Source organism: Gandjariella thermophila, assembly GCF_005405885.1.
In the GTDB taxonomy this organism is placed as follows: domain Bacteria; phylum Actinomycetota; class Actinomycetes; order Mycobacteriales; family Pseudonocardiaceae; genus Gandjariella; species Gandjariella thermophila.
The window spans coordinates 102,952-126,667 of the sequence record NZ_BJFL01000012.1; the positions used below are offsets into that span (position 1 = coordinate 102,952).

Here is a 23,716-nt window from a genome sequence, read left to right on the forward strand (position 1 = left end):
AAAGTAGGCTGACCTGCTGTGATCGACCTGAAGACGCTGCGCGAGGACCCGGACGTCGTGCGCGCATCGCAGCGCGCCCGTGGTGAGGACGACAAGCCCGTTGACGCGCTGCTGTCCGCCGACGAGTGGCGCCGCGCCGTGGTGTCCCGGGCCGACTCGCTGCGCGCCGAGCAGAAGCAACTCGGCAAGCAGGTCGGCAAGGCCTCCGGCGAGGAGCGGGAGACGCTGCTGGCCAGGGCGAAACAGTTGGCCGCGGATGTCAAGGCGGCCGAGGCGGAGCAGGCCGAGGCCGAGCAGGCGCTGCTGGAGGCACACAAGCGGATCCCGAACGTCGTCGAGGAGGGCGCGCCGCCCGGCGGTGAGGACGACTACGTGGTGCTCCGGCACGTCGGCGAGCCGCCGTCGTTCGACTTCACCCCGCGCGATCACCTGGACCTCGGCGAGGCGCTCGGCGCGATCGACACCCAGCGCGGCGCCAAGGTGTCCGGGTCGCGGTTCTACTTCCTCACCGGCGTCGGCGCGCAGCTCCAGCTCGCCCTGCTGAACATGGCCGCCGCGCAGGCGGTGGCCGCCGGGTTCACCCTGATGATCACGCCGTCGCTGGTCCGCCCGGAGATCATGGACGGCACCGGGTTTCTCGGCGCGCACGCCGCCGAGGTGTACCGGCTGCGGGACGACGACCTCTACCTGGTAGGCACCTCCGAGGTGCCGCTGGCCGGGTACCACGCCGACGAGATCATCGACCTGTCCGCCGGCCCCAGGCGGTACGCCGGATGGTCGTCCTGCTACCGCAGGGAGGCCGGCTCCTACGGCAAGGACGTGCGCGGCATCATCCGGGTGCACCAGTTCGACAAGGTGGAGATGTTCTCCTACTGCCGGCCCGAGCAGGCGCACGAGGAGCACCTGCGGCTGCTGGCCTGGGAGGAGGAGATGCTGGCCAAGGTCGAGCTGCCGTACCGGGTGATCGACGTGGCCGCCGGGGACCTGGGCGCCAGCGCCGCCCGCAAGTACGACTGCGAGGCGTGGCTGCCGTCCCAGCAGACCTACCGCGAGGTGACCTCCACCTCGAACTGCACCACGTTCCAGGCCCGCCGGCTCGCCATCCGGTATCGAGACGAGAACGGCAAACCGCAGGTGGCGGCCACGCTGAACGGCACGCTGGCCACCACCCGGTGGATCGTGGCGATCCTGGAGAACCACCAGCGGGCCGACGGCTCGGTGCGGGTTCCGGAGGCGCTGCGCCCCTTCCTCGGCGGCCGGGAGATCCTCGAACCGGTCGGCTAGGTCGGTGCTGGTTCCGTTGCGGGACGGGTTGTCAGAACCAGCGTTCCAGGACGAGCGCGACGCCGTCCTCGGAGTTGGGCGCGGTGATCTCGTCCGCGGCCGCCAGCGCCTCCGGGTGGGCGTTGGCCACGGCCACCCCGTGCCCGGCCCAGCGCAGCATGGGTACGTCGTTCGGCATGTCGCCGAACGCGGCCACGTCGGCCGCGTCCACCCGAGTGAGTTCGGCCACCTCGGCCAGCCCGGTGGCCTTGGTCACCCCGGGTGCGGACACCTCCAGCAGCCCGGCGCCGCTGGAGTAGGTGACGTGCACCTGGCCGTCCAGCACCGCCGCCGCGGCCCGGGCCATCTCCTCGCTGTTCATCCCCTCGTGCCTGATGAGCAGCTTGACCGCGCGGTGGCCGAGCACCTCGGCCCGGGGCGCGGCCGCGTGGTCACCGTCCTGCCACGGGTGCTGGTAGGCGTACTCGGCGAGGAACTGGCGGGCGGCGCCCGCCAGCGCGGAGTCGCCCACCCGCTCGGTGGCCACCGCGCAGCCGGGCAGCGCGGCGTCCAGCGCGCCGACCACGTCGTGCAGCAGCACCGGGTCGAGCCCGCGCACGGTCAGCACCCGGTCCGCACCGATGTCGTAGAGCACCGCGCCGTTCGCGCACACCGCGTAGCCGCGCACCCCGGCGGCCGCCGCCACCCGCGGAATCCACCGCGGTGGGCGACCGCTGACCAGCACGAACGGCGTGCCGCTCGCCTCCACCCTGCGGATCGCGCGCAGCGTTCGGGTGGTGACCCGCTCCATCGGGTCGAGCAGGGTGCCGTCCACGTCCGAGGCCACCAGGCGAGGTCTCTCCACCCTTCCATCCTGCACGCCGTTCCTGAACCGGCAGTTCCGAGCAGATGGCCGAAATCGCCAGCCGCAGCCGTTCCCTCGGGTTGCCGGTGACCGCTAGGGTCGCTCGCCGTGCGCGCAGGCATCGTGGTGCTTCCAGAACACCGGTGGTGGGTGGCCGAGCCCAAGTGGCGGGCGGTCGAGGAGTACGGGTTCGACCACGCCTGGACATACGACCACCTGGGCTGGCGCACCCTCGTGGACGGCCCGTGGTTCGGCGCGATCCCCACCCTCACCGCCGCCGCCATGGTCACCTCGCGGATCCGGCTGGGCACGCTCGTGGCCACGCCGAACTACCGCCACCCGGTGCCGTTCGCCCGCGGGTTGCTCGCCCTGGACGACATCTCCGACGGCCGGGTGGTGCTCGGCCTCGGCGCCGGCGGCAGCAGCGTGAACGGCTATGACGACACCGTGCTGGGTCAACCGCCGCCGCCGGTGCGGGCGCGCGTCGCCCGGTTCGGCGAGTTCGTCGAGTTGCTCGACCTGCTGCTCAGCCAGGAGCGGACCACCTGGCGCGGCGAGCACTTCGCGGCGGTGGACGCGCGCAGCGCGCCCGGCTGCGTGCAGCGGCCCCGGATGCCGTTCGTGGTGGCCGCCAACGGACCGAAGACCATGCGGGTGGCCGCCCGGTTCGGGCAGGGCTGGGTGACCACCGGCACCGACCGCGACGACGACGCGGCGTGGTGGCGTTCGCTGGCCGAGCTGTCCCGCCGGTTCGACGACACCCTCGCGGCGACCGGCCGGCCACCCACCGCGGTGGACCGCTACGTCAACCTGGATGCTGGCCCCGTCTACTCGCTCTCCAGCGCGGAGTGCTTCCGGGACGCCGTCGGCCGGGCGGCCGAACTCGGCTTCACCGACGTGGTGGCGCACTGGCCGCGCGGCGAGGGCGTGTTCGCCGGGCACGAGTCGGTGCTCGAGACGGTGGCCACCGACGTGCTGCCCGAGCTGGAGCGCAGCCGCTCGCCGCGCTGATTGACCGGCCGCCCGGCGGGGTACGCCCGGGACGTGGACATGAAGGTGCGCAGGGCGTTGGACGCGTGCGGCCGGACCTACGCCGACGAGGCCGGCATCAAGCTGCGTGACGCGCCGGCCCCGCTGTACCAGCTCCTGGTGCTGGCCGTGCTGCTGTCCGCGCGGATCAAGGCTGACATCGCGGTCGCCGCGGCCCGGGAGCTGTTCGCGGCCGGCTGCACCACGCCGGAGAAGACCGTGGACACGACGTGGCAGCAGCGGGTGGACGCGCTGGGCCGCGGTCACTACGTCCGCTACGACGAGAGCACCGCCACCACGCTCGGCGACGGCGCCCGCCTGCTGCTCGACAAGTACGGTGGCGACCTGCGGCGGATGCGCAAGGCCGCGGATGGTGATCCGCGGAAGCTGCACCGGCTGCTCACCGAGGTGAAGGGCATCGGCCCCACCGGAGCGGACATCTTCTGCCGCGAGGTGCAGGCGGTGTGGCCCGAGGTGCGCCCGCACTTCGACAAGAAGACCCTCTCCGGCGCCCGCGAGCTGCGACTGCCCGAGGACCCGGAGAAGCTCGCCGGCATGGTGCCGGACGACCAGATGGCCCGGTTCGCCGCCGCACTCGTCCGGGTGACCTTGGACCGCAAGCTCGCCGAGGAGCTACGTTCCGCCGCCTGACCGTAGCCACGTTGTTACGCCACGTCGGTCCAACGACCCTCTCGGGGCTTGACAGACGCGCAGGTACCCTGGGGCCACCGCGCGGACGAACGGTCGCCGGACCGTCCCGCTACCGATTACTCCGCCCTAACGGAGCGGGTCGTGCCTGCACCACGGCCCCTGGAGGACGCGACGTGACTGAAAAGGCGAGCGCCGAAGCCACCGGCCAGGCCGCTGAGGAACAGGTCGAGGACAGCAAGCTGAGCGACGTCACCTCGGTGCGTGTCGCCTCCGGGCGATCCAAGATCGATCCGCGCAGAGTCCTCCAGCGGGTGATCCTGCCGCGCGACGAGGACCCGCTGGACGTCCGGCCGCTGTACCTGGACGAGCCGGCGAACACCCACTGCCACGTGTCCTCGCGCCGCGCGGTCACCGTGCCGAAGTCCGCCCGGGTGTCCTTCGCCGCGTACTTCAACGCCTTCCCGGCCAGTTACTGGAAGCGCTGGACCGTGGTGGAGGAAGTGGTCCTCCGGCTCACCGTGCGCGGCTCCGGCCGCATCGACGTCTACCGGTCCAAGCCGACCGGGGACATCGTGCACCTGCAGGGCCACCCGGTACGCAGCCCGCGCGCCCTCAGCGAGCTGGAGCTGCGGGTCAACCTCACGCCCTTCGAGGACGGCGGCTGGATCTGGTTCGACGTCTTCACCGACGACTCCACGCTGGAGATCCGGGAGGCGGCCTGGACCACCGACCAGGAGCTGCCCGAGCAGAAGATGGCCATCGGGATGACCACGATGCGCCCGGTGGACGCGGTGATCGCGCTGCGCGCGCTCGGCGACGACCAGGCCGTGCTGGACGTGGTGCACAAGGTCTTCGTGGCCGACCAGGGCGCGCAGAAGGTGCGCGACACCGAGGGCTTCGCCGAGGCCGCGGAGCTGCTCGGCGACCGGCTGGAGGTCATCGAACAGGACAACCTCGGCGGCTCCGGCGGGTTCACCCGTGGCCTGTACGAGGCGATGGAGCACACCGACGTCCCACAAGTCATGCTGATGGACGACGACATCCGGCTGGAGCCGGACAGCATCCTGCGGGCCAACGCCTTCACCCGCGCGCTGGCACAGCCGGCGATCGTCGGCAGCCAGATGCTCAACCTGCAGGCCCGGGCCCGGCTGCACAGCATGGGCGAGGTGGTCGACCTGCACTCCTGCCTGTGGCGGGCGGCTCCGGGCGCGGTCACCGACCACGACTTCGGCGAGGAGCCGCTGCGCGAGACCGAGGAGCTGCACACCCGGATCAACGCCACCTACAACGGCTGGTGGATGTGCACCTTCCCGCGTGAGGTGATCGAGCGCACCGGCCTGCCGCTGCCGCTGTTCCTCAAGTGGGACGACGCGGAGTACTCGCTGCGCGCGCAGGAGCACGGCTTCCCCACGGTCACCCTGCCCGGCTCGGCGGTGTGGCACATGCCGTGGACGGACAAGAACGACGCCACCGACTGGACCGCGTACTTCCACGTGCGGAACCGGTTGATCATGGCCGCGCTGCACAGCCCGTACGACGTCCGGTCCACGCTGCTCAAGCAGGGCCTCAAGCTGTCCCTGCGGCACCTGCTCTCCATGGAGTACTCGACGGTGGCGGTGCAGCAGAAGGCCATCGAGGACTTCCTGGCCGGCCCGGCGAAGCTGTTCGACAGCCTGCGCGGCGCGCTGCCGGAGATTCGCGAGCTGCGCAGCAAGTACTCGGACGCGCAGGTGCTGCCGTCCGCGCGGGAGTTCCCGCCGCCGACCTTCGACCTGGTGCGCGCCGAGCAGTTGCTCAAGCCGCCGGTCAACCCGGTGGTCATCGCGGCACGGGCGTCCAAGGCGCTGGTGCACAACCTGAGCGCGCCGGAGCCGTCGGCCAAGGACCGGCCGCAGATCAACGTTCCGGCGGCGAACGCCCGCTGGTTCCTGCTCGGCAACCTCGACAGCGCCACGGTGTCCAATGCGGACGGCAGCGGGGTGGCGTTCCGCCGGCGTGACCCGCAGGCCTTCCGCGAGCTGGCCACCCGGGCGGTCCGCAACTACCGGCGGCTGGTCCGCGAGTGGCCCCGGCTGCGGCGGGCCTACCGGGACGCGCTGCCCGAGCTGACCTCGGTCGAGTCCTGGCGCAAGGTCTTCGAGAACGGGTGACCGTGAACGGGGACACGGCCGTGGCACTACGTGGCGTGCCGGGTGCGGGTGCACCCGGCACGCCTGTGCGCTGCGGTTCGGCGGACCGGATGGTCCGTTCGGACGGGGGGTTCGGTGACGCGCCGTGACGTGGGTACCCTGCTCCACCGTGAGCTTCGCAGGCTACGACCTGATCGTCGTCGGTTCCGGATTCTTCGGCCTCACGGTTGCCGAGCGCACCGCGACCCAGCTGAACAAGCGGGTGTTGGTGCTGGAGCGCCGTGATCATATCGGTGGTAACGCCTATTCCGAGGCGGAACCGGAGACCGGAATCGAGGTGCACCGCTACGGCGCGCACCTGTTCCACACCTCGAACAAGCGGGTATGGGACTACGTCCGACAGTTCACCGAGTTCACCGGCTACCAGCACCGGGTGTTCACGATCTACCAGGGCCGCGTTTACCCGATGCCGGTGAACCTGGCCACGATCTGCGAATACTTCGGCCGGTACATGACGCCGGACGAGGCCAGGGCGCTGGTCGCCGAGCAGGCCGGCGAGATCGACAGCAAGGACGCCACGAATTTCGAGGAAAAGGCGATCTCGCTCGTCGGCCGCCCGCTCTACCAGGCGTTCTTCCGCGGTTACACGGCGAAGCAGTGGCAGACCGACCCGAAGGAACTGCCCGCGGCGATCGTGACCCGGCTGCCGGTGCGCTACAACTTCAACAACCGGTACTTCAACGACACCTTCGAGGGACTTCCGGTCGACGGGTACACCGCGTGGCTGGAGCGCATGGCCGATCACCCCAATATCGAGGTGCGGCTGAACGTCGACTTCTTCGACGTGCGCGACCAGATCCCCGAGGGCACCCCGGTCGTCTACACCGGACCGCTGGACCGGTATTTCGACTACTCGCAGGGCGAACTGGGTTGGCGGACGCTCGACTTCCAGCAGGAAGTCGTGCCCACCGGCGACTTCCAGGGCACCTCGGTGATGAACTACGCCGACGAGGACGTGCCGTTCACCCGGATTCACGAGTTCCGGCACTTCCACCCGGAGCGGGACTACCCGACCGACAAGACGGTGATCGTCCGCGAGTACTCCCGGTTCGCCGAGCACGGCGACGAGCCGTACTACCCGATCAACACCGCCGACGACCGGGCCAAGCTGGAGAAGTACCGTGAGCTGGCCAAGCGGGAGGCCCGGGAGCGCAACGTGCTCTTCGGCGGCCGGCTGGGTACCTACAAATATCTCGACATGCACATGGCGATCGGCTCCGCGCTGAGCGCCTTCGACAACAAGATCGCACCGCACCTCACCGAGGGGCGTCCGCTCGACGGCTCGCTCGACGACTGAGCCGAGACCAGGCCGACCGGCGGCGGCAAGGTGCGCCAACGCCATCCGACTCCAGGCGCGGAGGAACGTTGAACGGCAATCTGCCATTCGGCGGTGGGGAGACCGCCGTGGTCCGCAGGGTCCAGGGAGCCCTGGCCAAGCCGCCGGCGGTCAAGGCCGCCCGCGCGATGTCCCTGTTCGGCGAGCACAGCGCGGGCTGGTTCGCGCTCGGCCTGCTGGGCGCACTGGTCGACCGCCGCCGGCGGAGGGACTGGCTGGTCGCCTCGGCCGGGGTGGTCGCCGCGCACGGCGCGTCCATCGCGGTCAAGCGGGTGGTCAAGCGGCACCGCCCGGACGACCCGGGGGTGCAGGTGCTGGTCGGCACGCCGAGCAGGTTGAGCTTCCCGTCCTCGCACGCGACCTCGACCACCGCCGCCGCCGTGCTCTACGGCCGGCTGCTCGGGCGCAGGCTCTTTCCCGTGCTGGTGCCGCCGATGCTGGTCAGCCGGCTCCTGCTCGGCGTGCACTATCCGTCCGACGTCATGGCGGGCTCGGCGCTGGGCGCAGCGGTCGCGGCCGGGCTGCGCCGCTGGGTGCGACCGAAGAGGAAGTCATGAGCAGCAGCGTGCAGACAACCGAGGCGCAGAAGACCGGGCCGGTGCCGATGGTCGTCGGGCTGGTCCGCACCGCCCGGCCCAAGCAGTGGGTGAAGAACGTCCTGGTCCTGGCCGCGCCGTTCACCGCGGGCCGGATCCTTGACCGCGGCGTACTGATCGCCGCGCTGCTGGCGTTCGTCGCCTTCTCGCTGTGCGCGTCCGCGGTGTACCTGGTCAACGACGCGATCGACGTGGAGGCCGACCGAGCGCACCCGAAGAAGCGGTTCCGGCCGATCGCGGCCGGCATCGTCCCGGTGCCGGTCGCGTACGTGGCCGCGGTGCTGCTCGCCGCGGCCGGGCTCGCGGTGGCGTTCGTCACCGGCTGGCCGCTGGCCCTGCTGCTGGCCGTCTACATCGCGGTGCAGCTCGGCTACTGCTTTGGGCTCAAGCACCAGCCGGTGGTCGACCTGTGCATCGTCGCCTCCGGCTTCCTGCTCCGCTCGATGGCCGGCGGTCTCGCCGCCAAGATCTACCTCTCGCAGTGGTTCCTGCTGATTACCGCGTTCGGTTCGCTGCTCATGGTGGCCGGGAAGCGGTACGCGGAGATCCGGCTGTTCGAGGAGACCGGCGCGGAGATCCGGGCCTCCTTGCGCAAGTACTCCAGCAGCTACCTGCGGTTCGTCTGGGCCACCTCGGCCGCGGTGCTGATCATGAGCTACGGCCTGTGGGCGTTCGAGCTGCACCAGCGCACCCACTCGGTGTGGTCGGTGGTGTCCATGGTGCCATTCGTGGTCGCGGTGCTGCGGTACGCGGTGGACGTGGACGGCGGCAAGGCCGGCGCGCCGGACGAGATCGCGCTCAGCGACCGGGTGCTCCAGGCGCTCGGCGGCATCTGGTTCGTCGCCGTGTCGCTCGCCTTCTACCTGTCCTGACGCTCCTACCCGGATGGCCGCCGTGACCGTGCCGCCCGCGATGGTCCACCCGCGGTGTGGAACCATGAGTTCGCAGGTCAGCTCGGTGCGTGGGGGCCGCCGGTAAGGAGTCGGAGTCACATGGTGACGACATGGTCGGAAGCTGGTGAGGCCCAGCGGGGTGGGGCCGTCGCGGCCGAACCGGACACGCACGGGCCGGCCGACGGCGGCTGCGGCCAGCGCCGCTCACCCGGCCGGGTCGCCGGCGAACTCGCCGTCGCCGTGCCGGTCGCCGCGCTGGTCAGCGTGGTGCTGCAGTGGGTCATCGGGCGGGCGCACATCCCGTTCCCGACCAACGCCGCCACCGCGCTGGCCACCCTGGGCACCACCGTCGTGCTGCTCGCCCTGGGCGCGCTGGTGCTGTGGCGCTGGCGGCGGCCGCAGCGGTGGCCGTGGTGGACCCTGCTCGGCTCGTGGTCCGGGCTGTCCGCGCTGGTCACCATGGCCTTGGCGCTGCCGCTGGCGGGCACCCACTTCTACTTCGGCGGCATCTCCATCGACCAGGTCTTCCGCACCCAGTACCTGACCAGGATGACCAGCTCGCCCGCGCTGTCCGACATGAACTACGCGGGCCTGCCGCCGTACTACCCGGCCGGCTGGTTCTGGCTGGGCGGCCGGTTCGCCAACCTGATCGGCAGGCCCGGCTGGGAGGCGTTCAAGCCGTACGCGATCGCCACCGTCGCGGTGGTCGCCGCCGCCGGATTCGTGCTGTGGAGCGTGGTGCTGCGCCGGCACCTGGCCCTGCTGGTCGCGCTGACCACCACGGTGGCCGTGGCGCTCACCGACGGCAGCGCCACCGAGCCGTACTCCTGGCTGGTCGCCGGGCTGCTCCCGCCGATCGTGGTGCTCGCCCACCATGCGTTGCACGCCGGCCTGGGCCGCGCCGAGCCGCCGGCGCACCGGCACCGCTGGGCGCTGGTCGGCGTGGGCTGCTACGTCGGCCTGGCCGGCGCCGTCTACACGCTGTACTTCGGCTTCGCGGTGTTCGTCCTGGTGCTCGCCGGCGCCTCGGTGGTCGGCGCGGCGTGGCTGGCCGCCCGGCGGGGCGAACCCGGGCCAGCGTGGCCGACCGTGCTGCGCGTGGTGCTGCTGCGCCTCGTCGTGGTCGGCGTGTCCGCGCTGCCGATCATGCTGCTGGTCTGGGCGCCGTACCTGGTGGCCAGCGTCCGCGCCGGCATGCCGTCCGGCGTGGCGCCACGCTACCTACCCGCGGACGGCGCGGTGTTCCCGCTGCCGATGCTGGAGCCGTCACTGTTCGGCGTGCTGTGCCTGGTCGGCACCGCCTGGATGCTGCTCACCGCCCGGCGGGACGAGCGGGCCAGGGCTTTACTGATCAGCGCGGCCGGCGGCTACCTGTGGTTCGCGCTGTCCACTCTGGACCTGCTGCGCAAGACTACGCTGCTGGCCTTCCGCATCCAGGTGCCGCTGAACGCGGTGTTCGCCGCGGCCGGCGTACTCGGCGTGGTGGAACTGGTCCGCTGGGGTCTCCGGCTGGTGCGTGACGACCAGCGGCGCAGGGCGGTCACCGTGGTGGTCGCCGTGGGCTTCCTGGCCGCCGTCGGCGTGGCGCAGGCCACCCCGCACCGCCTGTCCCCGGCGATCTACTCCGCCTACCACGACTACTACCCGACCGGGGTGACCGCGTTGCGGCAGTCCTCGCCCAGCGACGACGGGTCCTACAACGGGCGGCTGATCGACACCATCGACCGGCTCACCGGCCGGCCGCCGCAGGACGTGGTGGTGCTCAGCACGTACTCCGAGATCCTGTCGTTTCAGCCGTACCGGGGCTTCCAGCAGTCCACGCCGCACTACGCCAACCCGCTCGCCGACTTCGACGCGCGGCGCGCCGAGGTGGCGTCCTGGGCGCAGGCCAGGGACGCGGCCGACCTGCTGCACCGGCTGGCCGCCAACCCGCATCGCGCTCCGGACGTGTTCGTGCTGCGTCGCGAGTCGGACGGGCTGCACGTGCGGCTCACCCGGGACACCTTCCCCGGAACGCCGAACGTCGGCGCCTACGACGTGGTGTTCCCCGAACGGCTGTTCGCCTCGCCCACCTTCGCCCAGCAGGACGTCGGCCCGTTCGTGGTGATCGCCCGCCACTGAACTCCGCGGTGCACGGTCAGCCGGTCCAGCGGTGGCCGGTGATTCGCTCGTACACGTCGATGTAGCGCTGCCGCGTGGCCCGCACGATGTCGTCCGGGATCTCCGGGCCGGGCGGCGTCCTGTCCCAGCCGGTGCTGGTCGACCAGTCGCGGACGAACTGCTTGTCGAAGGAGTGCTGCGGCCGGCCCGGCCGCCACTCGTCCGCCGGCCAGAACCGGGACGAGTCCGAGGTGAGCACCTCGTCGCCCAGGGTGAGAGTGCCGTCGGCGTCCCAGCCGAACTCGAGCTTGGTGTCCGCGATGATGATGCCGTTGCGCGCCGCGTGCTCCGCGCCGGCCTGGTAGATCCGGATGGTCAGGTCGCGCAGCCGCTCCGCGGTGTCCGCGCCGACCGCCTTGGCCACGTCCTCGAACGTGATGAACTCGTCGTGGCCGACCTCGGCCTTCGTGGTCGGGGTGAAGATCGGTTCGGGTAGCTGGCTGCCCTCGGTCAGCCCGGCCGGCAGTGGCACCCCGGACACCGTGCCGTGCCTCTGGTACTCGCGCAGGCCGAGCCCGGTGAGGTAGCCGCGAGCGATGCACTCCACCGGGATCATCTCAAGTGGCCGGCAGCGGATCGCCCGGCCGGCGAACTCGGCGGGCACGTCGGTGGCGGAGATCAGGTGGTTCGGCACGATGTCGGCCAGCCGCTCGAACCACCACACGGAGAGCTGGGTGAGCAGCTTGCCCTTGTCCGGGATCGGCGTGGGCAACGACACGTCGTACACCGAGACCCGATCGGACGCGACCAGCAGCAGGTCGCCGTCGATCGTGTACAGGTCCCGCACCTTCCCGGCGTGGATGTGCTTCATTCACCGTCCCCGCATCCTCCGGACCGCTGACGACCGGATCGTACCTACCGGCGCGCTCACTGCCGGCGGCCCGCAACCCTGCTCAGCACGTCACGCGCGTCCGCGAGGTGCTGGAGCAGTTCGTGCGCCCGTGAACGACTGAACACCAGCCGCACGCTGTGCCGGGGCGAGAGGTGCAGTTCCAGCTCCATCGGCGCCAGCTCCACGGCGGCCGGCGCACCGGGCAGCGGGTGTGGGCGGACGCCGAGCAGCACGCGGCCGCGCTGGTCGTGGTGGGCGAGCACGGCTCCGATGTCTCCGGTGCGCAGTGCGTCCATCAAGGCATCAGCGGCCTCGATGTCGACCACGACCGTGAACGCCGTCAGGCAGGCCAGCCGCAGCACGACACCGTTCCGGTCGGGCATGACATCCACGGCGGTGCTGCACGTGCTGGCGAAGTCGGCGTCCAGGCAGAGCACGTGCCGGGGGGAAGGCAACGTTGGACGGCATCGCGCTATCCCTCCCCGGCGGCGTCGGGGTCGCGCCAGCGCTGGAGTTCCTGCCCCAGCTCGACCAGGCGCCGTCCGAGTTGGTGCACCATCTCGGCCGGAACCTCACCGTCCACAAGGGACAACCCGGTGCGGGCGATCTCCCGGTTGACCGACGCGATCCGCGCCACCAGCTCCCGTGTCTGGCGTATCACCAAAGCCCCCTGTTTGTGCGACGGTGCGTGGCTGCCCGGCGGCGCGGTCGGCGTTGAGCGGCATTGTCGGCGCCGACCTCGCTCTGGCGCGGTTGCGCCTGGGTGATGTGCACACCTGCGTCGAGCTGCTTCACCAGGCCGTCGACGTCGCCGCACACACCGGCGGGCGAGTACCCGCTCAACGCATTCGTCTGGTACGGGGAGAACTCCGACCATGGCGGACTGAATCCTTCGTCGCCGACCTCGACGACCACGTCCACGGCGTCCTCCTCGGACGCTGAACGGATGTGATCAGCGTCGCACCCAGCGTGCGGCCAGCAGCACGCTGGCTCACACGAGCCGCCGCAAGCGGATCAGGCGGGGATGCGGCGGAAGATCGCCCGGGGCAGGTGCCGGAGCACGGACATGACCCAGCGGAACGCCGCCGGGGCCCAGACCAGTTCCTTGTGGTGGCGCACCGCGTCCACCACGACGTCGGCCACCTGCTCGGGGGTCTGCGCCAGCGGTGCCGGCTTCATGCCCGCCGTCATCTTGGTGTGCACGAATCCGGGCCGGACCACGGTGACGTGCACCCCGTACGGCCGCAGTGCGTCCGTGAGCCCGTAGTAGAAGGCGTCCATGCCGGCCTTGGTGGAGCCGTAGACGAAGTTCGACCGGCGGGCCCGCTCCCCGGCCACCGAGGAGAGCGCGACCAGCGAGCCGTGTCCCTGCCGGCGCAGCCGGTCGGCCAGCGCCACGCCCACGGTGACCGCGCCGACGTAGTTGGCCTCGGCCAGCTCGCGGGCGGCCTCGACGTCGGTCCACGCCTTCTCGTTGTCGCCGAGCAGGCCGAACGCGACCACCGTGATGTCGATGTCGCCCTCGGCGAACGCCTTCTCCACCACGTCGGCGTGGGTTTCCGGCTTGCGGGCGTCGAACGGCAGCGTGGTCACCGTCGACCCGGTGGCCCGCAGTCGGGCGGCGGCCTCGTCCAGCCGCGGGGAGGGCCGGCCGGCCAGCACGATCCGCAGCGGCCGACGCGCCGCGTACCGCTCCGCGATGGCCAGGCCGATCTCGGAGGTGCCACCGAGCAGGAACAGGGACTGGGGATTGCCAACCGCGTCGATCACAGTGCCAGCCTTCGCGACAGGTCGGAGGAGAAGATGCCGTTGGGGTCGACGGCGGCGCGCACCTTGCGCCACTCGTCCAGCCGGGGATACATGCGCTGCAGCGTGGCCGCCGAGGTGCGGGACTCCTTGGCCAGGTAGAGCCGGCCGCCGGCGTCCAGCACCAGCTCGTCCAGCTCGTCGCAGAGCTGGCCCAGGCGCGGTCCGATCGGGATGTCCACGGTCAGCGTCCAGCCCGGGGTCGGGAAGGACAGCGGGGCCCGGTTGCCCTCGCCGAAGCGCTTGAGCACGTTCAGGAACGACACGTGGCCCGACGAGCTGATCTTCTCGATGCACCGGCGGAAGGTGTCCTCCGCGCCGAACGGCACCACGAACTGGTACTGCAGGAAGCCGTTCGAGCCGTACACCCGGTTCCACTCGCCGACCAGGTCGAGCGGGTGGAAGAACTGGGTGATGTTCTGCACCTCGTTCCGCCGGCTCTTGGGCGCCTTGCGGTACCACAGCTCGTTGAACGCCCGGATGGTGAACCTGTTCACCAGGCCGTTCGGGAAGATCGGCGGCGCGGTGAACAGTTGCGGCGCGTTGAACCCGAGCGGGTCGTCGCGCAGCTTCTTCGGCAGGTCCGCCACCTTCGCCGACCAGCCGCGGGTCAGGATGGCCCGGCCCATCGAAGCCCCGGTGGCCATCGAGTCGAACCAGGCCACCGAGTAGGTGTAGTCGTCGTCCCCGGCGGTGAGGAGTTCCATCAGCTCGTCGAGGTTGGCCGTGCGGTCGGTGTCGACCAGGAAGTACGCCGTCTCCACCCGCTTGAGCTGGATGGTGGCCCTGGTGATGATCCCGGTCAGGCCCATGCCGCCGACGGTCGCCCAGAACAGTTCGGACTCCGGCCCGTCCGGGGTGAGGGTGCGGATCTCGCCGTCCGCGGTGAGCAGGTCCAGCGCCTTGACGTGGTTGCCGAAGGAGCCGTCCTTGTGGTGGTTCTTGCCGTGGATGTCCGAGGCGATGGCGCCGCCGACGGTCACCTGCCGGGTGCCCGGCAGCACCGGGATCCACAGCCCGTACGGCAGCATCCGGCGCATCAGCGCGTCCAGGCTGACCCCGGCATCCACGGTGACCAGGCCGGCGTCCGCGTCCACCCCCTGGATGCGGTTCAGCCCGGTCATGTCGACCACCACGCCGCCGGCGTTCTGCGCCGGGTCCCCGTAAGAGCGGCCGAGGCCACGGGCGATGATGCCGCGCTCACCCGCCTCGCGGACCGCGCGGGACAGTTCGTCGAGACCGGAGACCGGGAGAACGTGCGCCGTGGTGGGCGCGGTCCGTCCCCAGCCGGTCAGCGGCCGTCGCAGGTCGTTGATTCCAGCCTCCACCGGTGCCAGAGTATATGGCCCACTCCGCGCGTTCCCGGGTGCCCGCGTGCCGCGCATGACGGCCGCTTCCCTAGACTCGGCGGCCGGTATTGCCAGCGGCGCGTGCGAGGTGGTCACGTGGAGGCAGCGGTGGAGGCGCACCCGGCTCGGATCGGCCTGGTGACCCAACTCTTCCGCTTCGTCATCGTCGGTGGCCTGGCCGCGGTCGTGGACTACGGCACCTACCAGATGCTGCTGCACCTGGGGCTGAACCACAGTTTCTGGGTGAGCGTGGCCAAGGGGTGCAGCTTCATTCTCGGCACCACCACCGCGTACCTGCTGAACAAGCGGTGGACCTTCAACGTGCAGGGCAGCGCCACCTCGCTGGCCCAGTTCGTGCTGCTCTATGTGACGACGTTCTTCGTCAACGTGGGAATGAACGCGCTGTCACTGCACGTGCTGCCGGAGTTCGCCTGGAAGGTCAGCGTCGCCTGGGTGATCGCCCAGGGCAGTGCCACCACGATCAACTTCCTGGTACTGCGCCTGGTGATCTGGCGGCACGCCTGACGCCGGTCAGCGGAACCCGGTGGCGCCGTAGACGTGCGCCAGCGGGGGCAGCGGGCCCACGTGCGCGGTCACCACATGCCGGAAGTTGACCACGAACGGGGTACCGTCCGCGCCGGTGAGCGTCTCCACCGAACCCGTGGCCATCAGATCGGGTATCCGGGGCAGCAACTCGTCCGCGGTCTCCTGGGACACCCCGAAGAGCACCGCCTCGCCACTGGTCACGTGCAGCACCAGGGCGCGCTTGGTCGTCGGTTGGCTCATGGGGCCAGCACACCAGCGGCAAGATCACCCGGCAATGCGGTTTCACCCTGGGCGGACCGATTACGCCCACGGGAGAACTCACTTGCGGAAGAACAGCTCCCGGCGGCCGCGGTTGACCAGCCGCAGCCACTCCAGGAAGGCCCTCGGGTCGCGGCGCACGCCGAGGAAGTACAGCCCGAACCGGAACACCTCGAGTGCGCCGATCTTCCGCATGCCCGGCTGGGAGAGCAGGTAGCCGCGGTTGCGGTAGGTGTAGTACCGCTTGACCGGATCCTCCGGGTCCTGCGCGTGGAACCGCCCGCCGAGCATCGGCTTGAACTCGGCCGACCCGTCCGGGTGCAGGAACATCGCCCGCAGGCTGGTCCCGAACGGCAGCCCGCTACGCACCACCCTGCGGTGGATCTCCACCTCGTCGCCACGGAAGAACAGCCGGTAGTCCGGCACGCCCACGACGTCCAGAGTGGACGCCCGGAACAGCGCCCCGTTGAAGAACGACGCGATGCCGGGCAGGAAGTCGGTGCCCAGCTCGGCGGTCTGCCGCTTCCAGGTCAGCCCGCGGCGCAGCGGGAACGCCAGCCGCTCGGGCGCGTCGATGTTGGCCACCACCGGGGACACCACGGCCAGCCGCTGCCGTTCGGCCTCCTCCAGCAGGGTGGCCAGCACGTGCTCGTCCGCCGGCCGGCCGTCGTCGTCGCCGAGCCACACCCACTCGGCGCCCAGCGCGAGCGCGTGCAGCATGCCCAGCGCGAAGCCGCCGGCACCGCCCAGGTTGCGGTGGGAAAGCAGGTAGGTGGACGGGATCGGGCACTGCTCGACCACGTCGCGGGCCGGCTGGTCCGGACCGTTGTCCACAACCACCAGGTGGTCGGGTATCCGCGTCTGGGCGGCCAGCACCTTCAACGAGTGCGCGAGCAGCTCGCGGCGGTGCCGGGTGACCACCACGGCCACCACTGCACCGGGGGGCAGCGCGGATCCCGCGGTGGTCACGATGTCGCCTCCGCTGACGGCTGGTTCCGGGTGGAGGGGTGTGCTTCCGCGGGACAGGGTACGTCGCGCGCGGCGGGAACGGCGGCGTGCGTCACGCGTGTTCGCCGTTGCCGCTGAGCGCCGGCGCCTCGCCGATCCGGTCGAGGACCTCGGGCGGCAGCGTCTCCAGCGGGTCACGGCCCTTGTACGCGGTGAGCACCTCGCGCAGTCCGCCCTGCATTCTGATCCGGCCCTCGTCCATCCAGATCGCCGTGTTGCACAGCTCGAACAGGAACTCGTCCGAGTGGCTGGCGAAGATCAACATACCGGACCGCTTGACCAGGTCGGTGAGCCGGTCGCGGGCCTTCTCCAGGAACGCCGCGTCCACCGCGCCGATACCCTCGTCCAGCAGCAGGATCTCCGGGTCGATCGAGGTGACCACGCCGAGCGCCAGCCGCACCCGCATGCCGGTGGAGTAGGTGCGCAGTGGCATGGACAGGTAGTCGCCCAGTTCGGTGAACTCGGCGATCTCGTCGACCCGCTCCTCCATCTGCTTGCGGGTCATGCCCAGGTACAGGCCGCGGATGATGATGTTCTCGTAGCCGGAGATCTCCGGGTCCATGCCGACGCCCAGGTCGAACACCGGGGCGACCTTGCCCTCGATCCGCGCGCTGCCCCGGGTGGGTTCGTAGATGCCGGCCAGCAGGCGCAGCAGGGTGGACTTGCCGGCGCCGTTGTGGCCGACCAGGCCCACCCGGTCGCCCTGCTTGAAGGACACGGTGATGTCCCGCAGCGCCTCGATGATCGGCACCTTCGAGTCGGTGCCGATCTTGCCCCCGACCTTGCCCAGGACGAGCTTCTTGAGTGAACGACTCTTCGCGTCGAAGATCGGGAAGTCGACCGCCGCGTCACGGACCTCGATGCTGACCATCTCGCGAAAGCCTCACTCACACCCAGTAGGAAACGCGGGCACGGTAGTTGCGCAGCGCCAGCAGCGCCAGTGCCCAGCCCACGATCGTGAAACCACCGACCACCACCCAGTGTGTCCAGCTCTGCTGCAGACCCACCAGCGGGGCCTTGATGATCTCGACGACGTGGTAGAACGGGTTCAGCGCGAGCAGGTGGGCCATCGACGACGTCCGGCCATTCGTGTAGAGCAGGTCGGCCTGCCACATGATCGGGGTCATGTAGAAGATCAGCGTCATGAAGCTCTGCACGACCGGCGGAATGTCCCGGAACCGGGTGGCCGCGATGCCGAACAGCACCGTCACCCATCCGGCGTTCAGCACGATCAGTGCGAACGCCGGGATCGCGAGCACGATCCCCCAGTTCAGGCCGGGCTGTGTGATGCCGTTGGGAATCACGTGGTATGGCTTGTCGATGGCCCAGATGAAGATTCCGCAGACCAGGACGTAGACCACCAGGTTGTGGGCGAACAGCAGGATCTGCCGCCACACCGTGCGCAGCACGTAGACCATCAGCGGCGCAGGCAGGTGCTTGATCAGGCCCTCGTTCACGATGAACGTGTCCGCGCCGTCCATGATGCAGCCGCTGACGAAGCTCCACACGATCAGACCCACGGTGATGCTCGGCAGCACGGTGGCGATCTGGGTGCCGAACAGGGCCGCGTTCAGGATGCCGAGGGCGAGCGCGGTGACCGCCATGCTGATGGTGATCCACAACGGGCCGATGACCGAGCGGCGGTACCGCTGCTTGATGTCCTGCCAGCCGAGGTGACTCCACAGCTCGCGCTCGCGGAGGCCGTCGCGGATGTCCGCGACGGCACGTGCCCAACTGCGTGGCGGCGGCCCGGGCAGGGGCGCCGCGGTCGGCGCGTCGATCGTGCTGGTCGCTTGCACGGGACTGAGGGTACCGGCGGCAGTCCGCACAACTCGTCGCCGGGCGGTCACACCGTTGTCACACGCACGACAACCTGCTCGTTGTCGTAGGTGTACGCCAGGTAGTCGAACGTGAGTCCGGTGCGTTCGACGTACTCCCGCCAGGCGCGGTACTCGTGCTCCGGCCAGCCGGGGAAGTTGAAGAACTCGTCGAAGACGATGACGCTGCCCGGTCGCAGCCGCGGGCCGACCAGGTCGAGCACGGTCTTCGCGGACGCGTACAGGTCGCAGTCGACGTGCAGGAAGTCCACGTGCTCGGGGTGCTCGGCGAGGAACGGGCCCAGCGTGTCGTCGAACCAGCCGACCACCAGTTCCGCCCCGGGCACCTCGGGCGGCGCCGCCATGGCGAAGGTGCCCGCGGGAAAGCCGTTGCGCCAGTTCTCCGGCAGCCCCTCGAACGAGTCGAAGCCGTACACGTTGCGGCCCTGCCGGGCGGCGGCGATCGCCTTCAGCGTGGTGCCCTCGTACACGCCGAACTCCAGGGCCAACCCGCCGGTGTCCGGCGCCTGCGTCAAGGCGTACTCGAGTGTCTCCTGCGGGTTGCCGAACTGGTGGGCGGCCGGCATGTGCTCGCGGACGAACCGTGCGCTCTGCCGGGCCGCCTCCTGCTCACCGGCGTAGACCATGTCGCGCCGGGCCCGGATCTCGTACTGCCGCACCGCGTGGTGGACCTCCTCCCGCAGGCTGCGCCGGGCTTCTTCCAGCTCACCGCGCAGCGACTCGACGGCGGCGCGCAGTTCCTCCACCTGACGGGCGTGGTAGCGGGACACCACCTCGTCCACCACCCGCAGCGCCTTGTCCCGCAGCGCCCTGCGGAGGTGGTCGGGATGCAGCTTCCGGCGACGCGGCGGGTACGGCACGGCAGTCCTCTCGGCGGCTCGGGTGACGTCAGCGGCTTGGGCGGCTTCCGCGCGGGCGGGGTCCGCCCCCATGATGTCGGCACGCCGGCCCGCCAGGTACAGGGGCGGCCGCGCCCGGCGTTCCCGCTGGGCACGGCCGCCGCCCGGGCTGTCAGTGCCTGTTCCGGACAGGCTGTCAGAGGTACTGGCCGGTGCCCCTGATGTGCGGGCCGCCCTCGTGGTCGAGCTGGCCGGTGCCGGGCGGCAGGGCACCCCGCCGCATCTGCTCCAGCTGCACCCTGGCCGCCATCTGCTGGGCGAACAGGGCGGTCTGGATGCCGTGGAACAGGCCCTCCAGCCAGCCGACGAGCTGCGCCTGGGCGATGCGCAGCTCGGCGTCCGACGGCGTGGCGTCCTCCTCGAACGGCAGCGTCAGCCGCTCGAGTTCGTCCCGCAGCTCGGGGGCGAGGCCCTGCTCGAGTTCGCGGATGGAAGACCGGTGGATCTCCCGCAGCCGGTTGCGGCTGGCCTCGTCCAGCGGCGCCGCGCGCACCTCCTCGAGCAGTTGCTTGATCATGGTGCCGATCCGCATCACCTTGGCCGGCTCCTCCACCTGGTCGGCGACCTCATGGTGGTCGCCCTTGTCGTTGTCCCCGGTGGGGATGCGGGCGGTGCCCATCGGGGCCCCGTCCGGGCCGACCACGACCACGTGCTGCCCACGCTCGGGCTTGTCGGCAGCGCTCTCGTTCGGCTGGTTCATGCCCCCATCCTGTCGCGTTCGGGTGGCCGCAGGCGAGCGGCATCGCGGTGCCCCGGCCCGAACCCGCGCTACCCCGGGTAGCCCCCGAAGGGCAGGCCACTTGTCCTGCTCCGTACGGTGTGCGGTATGGCGTTCGACGTCGCTCGAGTTCGTGGGCTGTTCCCCGCGCTGGGCGATGGCTGGGTACACCTGGACGCGCCGGCCGGCATGCAGGTGCCCGAACAGGTCGCCACCGCGGTGTCCACCGCGCTGCGCGCCCCGGTCTCGGGCCCCGGCGGGATCTTTCCCGCCTCCCAGCGGGCCGAGGCGATCGTGGACGCGGCCCGCCGCGCCGTGGCCGACCTGGTGGGCGTCGACCCGGCAGGCGTGGTGCTCGGACCCAGCTCAGCGGTTCTGCTCCAGCGGCTGGCCGACGCGCTCGGCGACGGCTGGATGCTCGGGGACGAGGTCGTCGTGTCGCGCCTGGACCACCCGGCGAACGTGGCGCCGTGGCAGCGCGCCGCCCAGCGCTCGGGTAGCTCGGTGCGGTGGGCAGAGGTGGACATCGAGACCTGCGAGCTGCCCGCGTGGCAGTACGACGACCTGGTCTCGCCGCGCACCAAGGTGGTGGCCGTCACCGCCGCCTCGGGCGCCGTCGGCACCCGTCCCGACCTGCGCCGGATCGCCGACGTGGCGAAGCAGGCCGGGGCGATGGTGGTGGTGGACGCCTCGGCCGCGGCGCCGTTCATCCCGCTGGACATCACCTCGATGAACGCGGACGTGGTGGCGGTGTCCGCGAGCGCGTGGGGCGGCCCGCCGGTGGGCGCGCTGGCCTTCCGGGACGCCTCCATGCTGGACCGGCTGCCGTCCTGCTCGCTGGAGCCCGGGGCGCGCGGCCCGGACCGGTTGGAACTCGGGCCGCCGGCGTACCCGCTGCTGGCCGGGCTGGTCGCCTCGGTGGACTACCTGGCCGCGCTGGACGACGCCGCGGTGGGACCGCGCCGGGAGCGGCTGCTCACCTCGCTCGGCTCGGTCAAGTCCTACCAGGCCGGGCTGCTGGCCAACCTGATCAACGAGCTGCGCGCGCTGCGGCACATCATGGTGATCGGCGACGCGATGCGCCGGGTGCCCGCGCTGTCCTTCACGGTCAGCGGGGTCAAGGCCGCCGACGCCCTGGAGCACCTGGCCGAGCGCGGCGTGTGCGCGTTCGCCGACCCCGGCACGCACGGCGTGTTCGCCGCCCTCGGCGTCGGCGAGGTGGGTGGAGTGGTCCGCGTCGGGCTGGCGCACTACACCAACGCCGTCGAGATCGACCAGCTGGTCCGCGCGCTGGCCGGGTTGGGCTAGCGGACTCGCAGCACGAGCTTGCCGAACACGCCGCCGGCGTCCAGGGCGCGGTGCGCGTCCCCGGCCCGCCGCACCGGCAGCACCTCGTGGACCACCGGCCGTACCGTGCCGCTCTCGATCAGCGGCCACAGCCGGGCGCGCACGTCCGCGACGATCTCCGCCTTGCCGTTCGGGCCGTCCACCGGCCGGCCGCGCAGCCCGACCGCGGACACGCTGCCGCGCTTCGGCAGCAGCTTGCCCAGGTCCAGCTCGGCCTTGCGGCCGCCCTGCATGCCGATCACCACGAGGTGCCCGTCGGTGGCCAGCACGTCCACGTTGCGGGCCAGGTACTTGGCACCCATGTTGTCCAGCACCACGTCCGCGCCGTGCCCGCCGGTGGCGCCCCGGACCTCCTCGACGAAGTCCTGCTCCCGGTAGTTGATCGCGATGTCAGCGCCCAGCTCGCGGCAGCGGGCAAGCCGCTCGGCCGAGCCCGCGGTGACCGCCACCGTCGCGCCCAGCGCCCTGCCCACCTGGATGGCGTGCGTGCCGACCCCGCCCGAGCCGCCGTGTACCAGCAGCACGTCGCCCTTGCCCAGCCCGGCCAGCATCACCACGTTCGACCACACCGTGCAGGCCACCTCGGGCAGGCTGGCCGCGGTGACCAGGTCCACCCCGGCGGGCACGGGCAGCAGCTGCGCGGCGGGCACCGCGACCCGCTCGGCGTAGCCCCCGCCGGCGAGCAGCGCGCACACCTCGTCGCCGACCCGCCAGCCGGTGACCCCCTCGCCGAGCGCCGCGACCGTGCCCGAGCACTCCAGCCCGATCACCTCGGACGCACCGGGCGGCGGCGGGTAGAAGCCCTGGCGCTGCAGCAGGTCGGCGCGGTTCACCGCGGTGGCCGCCACGTCCAGCAGCACCTCACCCGGACCGGGCTCCGGGTCCGGCACCTCGGTCCATTCCAGCACCTCGGGTCCGCCCGGCTCGCGGGTCGTGATCGCGTGCATGTCCCGACCGTAATCCGCCCGGCCGGACCGCGTCACCCCAGGTTCGTCGCGCCGAACGTGTCGCAGCGGGCCGGGTCGCCGGTCTGGATGCCGGTGGTGAACCACTTCTCCCGCTGGGCGGAGGTGCCGTGGGTGAACTGCGAGCTGTTCACCTGACCGCTGCCCAGGTTGCGCTGGATGAAGTCGTCGCCGATCCGGGACGCCGCGTCCAGCGCGCTGGCGATGTCCTGCTGGCTGATGTTCCTGATCAGCGGCTGGCCGCTCGCGGTGGGCGTGCTGGTGGCGTGGTTGGCCCACACCCCGGCGTAGCAGTCGGCCTGCAGCTCCAGCCGCACCGAGTCGGAGGTCGGTCCCTGCCGGGTCCGCACCCTGGACTCGGTGCCCAGCAGGTTCTGCACGTGGTGGCCATATTCGTGGGCCAGCACGTAACCCTCGACGAACGGCCCGCCCTGCGCGCCGAACTTGGTCTGCAACTCCTTGAAGAAGCTCAGGTCGATGTAGACGGTCTGGTCGGCGGGGCAGTAGAACGGGCCGGCGGCGGAGCTGGCGCCGCCGCAGCCGGTGCGCACGCCGCCGCGGAAGAACCGGGTGGGCACCACCTTGTAGGTGCGGCCGGATCGGGCGAACTGGTCCTTCCAGTAGCCCTGGACGGAGTTGACCAGCGCGACCACCGTGCAGTCTGGCTTGGTGTTGGCGTCCTTGCCCGTCCTGCACTCGCTGGCGAGCTGGCCCGAGTCCACCTGCTGGCCGGAGCCGACCCCGTCCAGGGACAGCGGGCTGCCGCTGACGCCGTGGTGGCCGACCAGGTTGGTGAACACGAAGTACGCGATCAGCCCGAGGATGCCCAGGCCGCCACCGCCCCAGCCGACCAGGCCGCCGAGCCCCATGCCGCCACCGCCGTAGCCTCGGGTGTCCTCCACCTGCGAGGTGTCGAGCTGGGCGTTGTCGTCGAACTCCACTGTGTCCTCCCACCGGCGTCGCCGACGACCACGACGATATCGGGGTTCGCCGGGCCGGGGTCGGGACCGCGGACATGCCTGGGTGCGGTGCCCCGCGCGGGACACCGCACCCAGGTCCTTCACATGGTTCGTGGCGGTCGCGGTGCGCGGGGTCGGCGGCCGATCCACCGGCCTCGCCAACCGGTGCTCGCAGTCGCGGCCGGACCGGCCTCTGCCAGGCCAACCGC

The 23,716-nt window shown here is 71.2% G+C and carries 25 protein-coding genes; 10 read left to right on the plus strand and 15 right to left on the minus strand.

Features of this window, described 5'->3' with window-relative positions:
* The first annotated feature begins 18 nt into the window (after positions 1-18).
* Positions 19-1,284, plus strand: a complete 1,266-nt coding sequence (serS, locus tag FFT21_RS14005) for a serine--tRNA ligase (RefSeq protein ID WP_137814280.1) — start codon at positions 19-21, stop codon at positions 1,282-1,284.
* Positions 1,285-1,315: 31 nt separating this feature from the next.
* Here serS and FFT21_RS14010 read toward each other — a convergent pair whose 3' ends face one another.
* Positions 1,316-2,128 (minus strand): HAD family hydrolase, encoded by an 813-nt coding sequence (locus FFT21_RS14010; RefSeq protein ID WP_137814281.1) that lies wholly within the window; start codon positions 2,126-2,128, stop codon positions 1,316-1,318.
* Positions 2,129-2,236: 108 nt separating this feature from the next.
* On the opposite strand from FFT21_RS14010, the gene FFT21_RS14015 reads away from it, so the two are divergent.
* The 7 genes from FFT21_RS14015 (at position 2,237) to FFT21_RS14045 (ending at position 10,943) form a co-directional block, all read left to right on the plus strand.
* Entirely contained in the window at positions 2,237-3,139 is a 903-nt protein-coding gene (locus FFT21_RS14015) for an LLM class flavin-dependent oxidoreductase (RefSeq protein ID WP_137814282.1), read from the plus strand.
* Positions 3,140-3,178: 39 nt separating this feature from the next.
* Positions 3,179-3,808 (plus strand): endonuclease, encoded by a 630-nt coding sequence (locus tag FFT21_RS14020; protein WP_137814328.1) that lies wholly within the window; start codon positions 3,179-3,181, stop codon positions 3,806-3,808.
* Positions 3,809-3,981: 173 nt separating this feature from the next.
* Positions 3,982-5,958, plus strand: coding sequence for a glycosyltransferase (locus tag FFT21_RS14025; RefSeq protein WP_307722935.1), 1,977 nt, complete (start codon positions 3,982-3,984; stop codon positions 5,956-5,958).
* Positions 5,959-6,106: 148 nt separating this feature from the next.
* On the plus strand, positions 6,107-7,294 hold the full coding sequence (gene glf / locus FFT21_RS14030; RefSeq protein WP_137814283.1) for a UDP-galactopyranose mutase: 1,188 nt from the start codon (positions 6,107-6,109) through the stop codon (positions 7,292-7,294).
* Between the two features lie 68 nt (positions 7,295-7,362).
* Positions 7,363-7,890: a phosphatase PAP2 family protein gene (locus FFT21_RS14035; RefSeq protein ID WP_225978398.1), complete on the plus strand. Its 528-nt coding sequence runs from the start codon at positions 7,363-7,365 to the stop codon at positions 7,888-7,890.
* The gene (locus FFT21_RS14040) at positions 7,887-8,801 is read left to right on the plus strand and encodes a decaprenyl-phosphate phosphoribosyltransferase (RefSeq protein ID WP_137814284.1); all 915 of its coding nucleotides are present in this window, start codon (positions 7,887-7,889) and stop codon (positions 8,799-8,801) included. Before FFT21_RS14035 ends, FFT21_RS14040 begins: the two co-directional genes overlap by 4 nt.
* Positions 8,802-8,921: 120 nt before the next feature.
* Positions 8,922-10,943, plus strand: a complete 2,022-nt coding sequence (locus FFT21_RS14045; protein ID WP_137814285.1) for an arabinofuranosyltransferase — start codon at positions 8,922-8,924, stop codon at positions 10,941-10,943.
* Between the two features lie 16 nt (positions 10,944-10,959).
* Here the strand turns inward: FFT21_RS14045 and FFT21_RS14050 are convergent, their stop codons facing one another.
* The 6 genes from FFT21_RS14050 to dprE1 form a co-directional block, all read right to left on the minus strand.
* Positions 10,960-11,793 (minus strand): phosphoribosylaminoimidazolesuccinocarboxamide synthase, encoded by an 834-nt coding sequence (locus tag FFT21_RS14050; protein ID WP_137814286.1) that lies wholly within the window; start codon positions 11,791-11,793, stop codon positions 10,960-10,962.
* A gap of 56 nt (positions 11,794-11,849) precedes the next feature.
* Positions 11,850-12,269 (minus strand): hypothetical protein, encoded by a 420-nt coding sequence (locus tag FFT21_RS14055; protein WP_137814287.1) that lies wholly within the window; start codon positions 12,267-12,269, stop codon positions 11,850-11,852.
* Positions 12,270-12,286: 17 nt separating this feature from the next.
* Positions 12,287-12,475, minus strand: coding sequence for a hypothetical protein (locus FFT21_RS14060; protein ID WP_137814288.1), 189 nt, complete (start codon positions 12,473-12,475; stop codon positions 12,287-12,289).
* A complete protein-coding gene (locus FFT21_RS14065; protein WP_137814289.1) occupies positions 12,472-12,735 on the minus strand; it encodes a hypothetical protein in 264 nt (87 codons plus the stop codon). The genes FFT21_RS14060 and FFT21_RS14065 overlap by 4 nt, the downstream gene beginning before the upstream one ends.
* 93 nt (positions 12,736-12,828) lie before the next feature.
* Positions 12,829-13,584 (minus strand): decaprenylphospho-beta-D-erythro-pentofuranosid-2-ulose 2-reductase, encoded by a 756-nt coding sequence (gene dprE2, locus FFT21_RS14070; RefSeq protein ID WP_137814290.1) that lies wholly within the window; start codon positions 13,582-13,584, stop codon positions 12,829-12,831.
* A complete protein-coding gene (gene dprE1 / locus FFT21_RS14075; RefSeq protein WP_225978405.1) occupies positions 13,581-14,936 on the minus strand; it encodes a decaprenylphosphoryl-beta-D-ribose oxidase in 1,356 nt (451 codons plus the stop codon). Before dprE1 ends, dprE2 begins: the two co-directional genes overlap by 4 nt.
* A gap of 129 nt (positions 14,937-15,065) precedes the next feature.
* Between dprE1 and FFT21_RS14080 the strand changes: the two genes are divergently transcribed.
* Complete coding sequence (locus tag FFT21_RS14080) at positions 15,066-15,494, plus strand: GtrA family protein (protein ID WP_225978399.1); 429 nt, start codon at positions 15,066-15,068, stop codon at positions 15,492-15,494.
* A gap of 6 nt (positions 15,495-15,500) precedes the next feature.
* Here the strand turns inward: FFT21_RS14080 and FFT21_RS14085 are convergent, their stop codons facing one another.
* The 6 genes from FFT21_RS14085 to FFT21_RS14110 all read right to left on the minus strand — a co-directional run bounded on the left by FFT21_RS14085 (position 15,501) and on the right by FFT21_RS14110 (position 20,137).
* The gene (locus tag FFT21_RS14085) at positions 15,501-15,755 is read right to left on the minus strand and encodes a hypothetical protein (protein ID WP_137814293.1); all 255 of its coding nucleotides are present in this window, start codon (positions 15,753-15,755) and stop codon (positions 15,501-15,503) included.
* Positions 15,756-15,833: 78 nt separating this feature from the next.
* Positions 15,834-16,742: a galactofuranosyltransferase GlfT1 gene (glfT1, locus tag FFT21_RS14090; RefSeq protein ID WP_137814294.1), complete on the minus strand. Its 909-nt coding sequence runs from the start codon at positions 16,740-16,742 to the stop codon at positions 15,834-15,836.
* Between the two features lie 91 nt (positions 16,743-16,833).
* Positions 16,834-17,652 (minus strand): galactan export ABC transporter ATP-binding subunit Wzt/RfbE, encoded by an 819-nt coding sequence (gene wzt / locus FFT21_RS14095; RefSeq protein ID WP_137814295.1) that lies wholly within the window; start codon positions 17,650-17,652, stop codon positions 16,834-16,836.
* A 16-nt stretch (positions 17,653-17,668) separates the two neighbouring features.
* On the minus strand, positions 17,669-18,580 hold the full coding sequence (gene wzm, locus FFT21_RS14100; RefSeq protein ID WP_137814296.1) for a galactan export ABC transporter permease subunit Wzm/RfbD: 912 nt from the start codon (positions 18,578-18,580) through the stop codon (positions 17,669-17,671).
* Between the two features lie 47 nt (positions 18,581-18,627).
* On the minus strand, positions 18,628-19,479 hold the full coding sequence (locus tag FFT21_RS14105) for a class I SAM-dependent methyltransferase (RefSeq protein ID WP_225978400.1): 852 nt from the start codon (positions 19,477-19,479) through the stop codon (positions 18,628-18,630).
* 175 nt (positions 19,480-19,654) lie between these two features.
* Positions 19,655-20,137, minus strand: coding sequence for a bacterial proteasome activator family protein (locus FFT21_RS14110; RefSeq protein ID WP_371856798.1), 483 nt, complete (start codon positions 20,135-20,137; stop codon positions 19,655-19,657).
* 207 nt (positions 20,138-20,344) lie between these two features.
* Between FFT21_RS14110 and FFT21_RS14115 the strand changes: the two genes are divergently transcribed.
* Positions 20,345-21,544 carry a cysteine desulfurase-like protein gene (locus tag FFT21_RS14115; protein WP_137814299.1) on the plus strand — a complete coding sequence of 400 codons (1,200 nt, stop codon included), beginning with the start codon at positions 20,345-20,347 and terminating at the stop codon, positions 21,542-21,544.
* On the opposite strand, the gene FFT21_RS14120 is transcribed toward FFT21_RS14115, so the two are convergent.
* Both FFT21_RS14120 and ypfJ read right to left on the minus strand, forming a co-directional pair.
* Entirely contained in the window at positions 21,541-22,530 is a 990-nt protein-coding gene (locus FFT21_RS14120) for an NAD(P)H-quinone oxidoreductase (RefSeq protein WP_137814300.1), read from the minus strand. The genes FFT21_RS14115 and FFT21_RS14120 overlap by 4 nt on opposite strands.
* A 32-nt stretch (positions 22,531-22,562) precedes the next feature.
* Positions 22,563-23,489 carry a KPN_02809 family neutral zinc metallopeptidase gene (ypfJ, locus tag FFT21_RS14125; protein WP_137814301.1) on the minus strand — a complete coding sequence of 309 codons (927 nt, stop codon included), beginning with the start codon at positions 23,487-23,489 and terminating at the stop codon, positions 22,563-22,565.
* Positions 23,490-23,716: the final 227 nt, after the last annotated feature.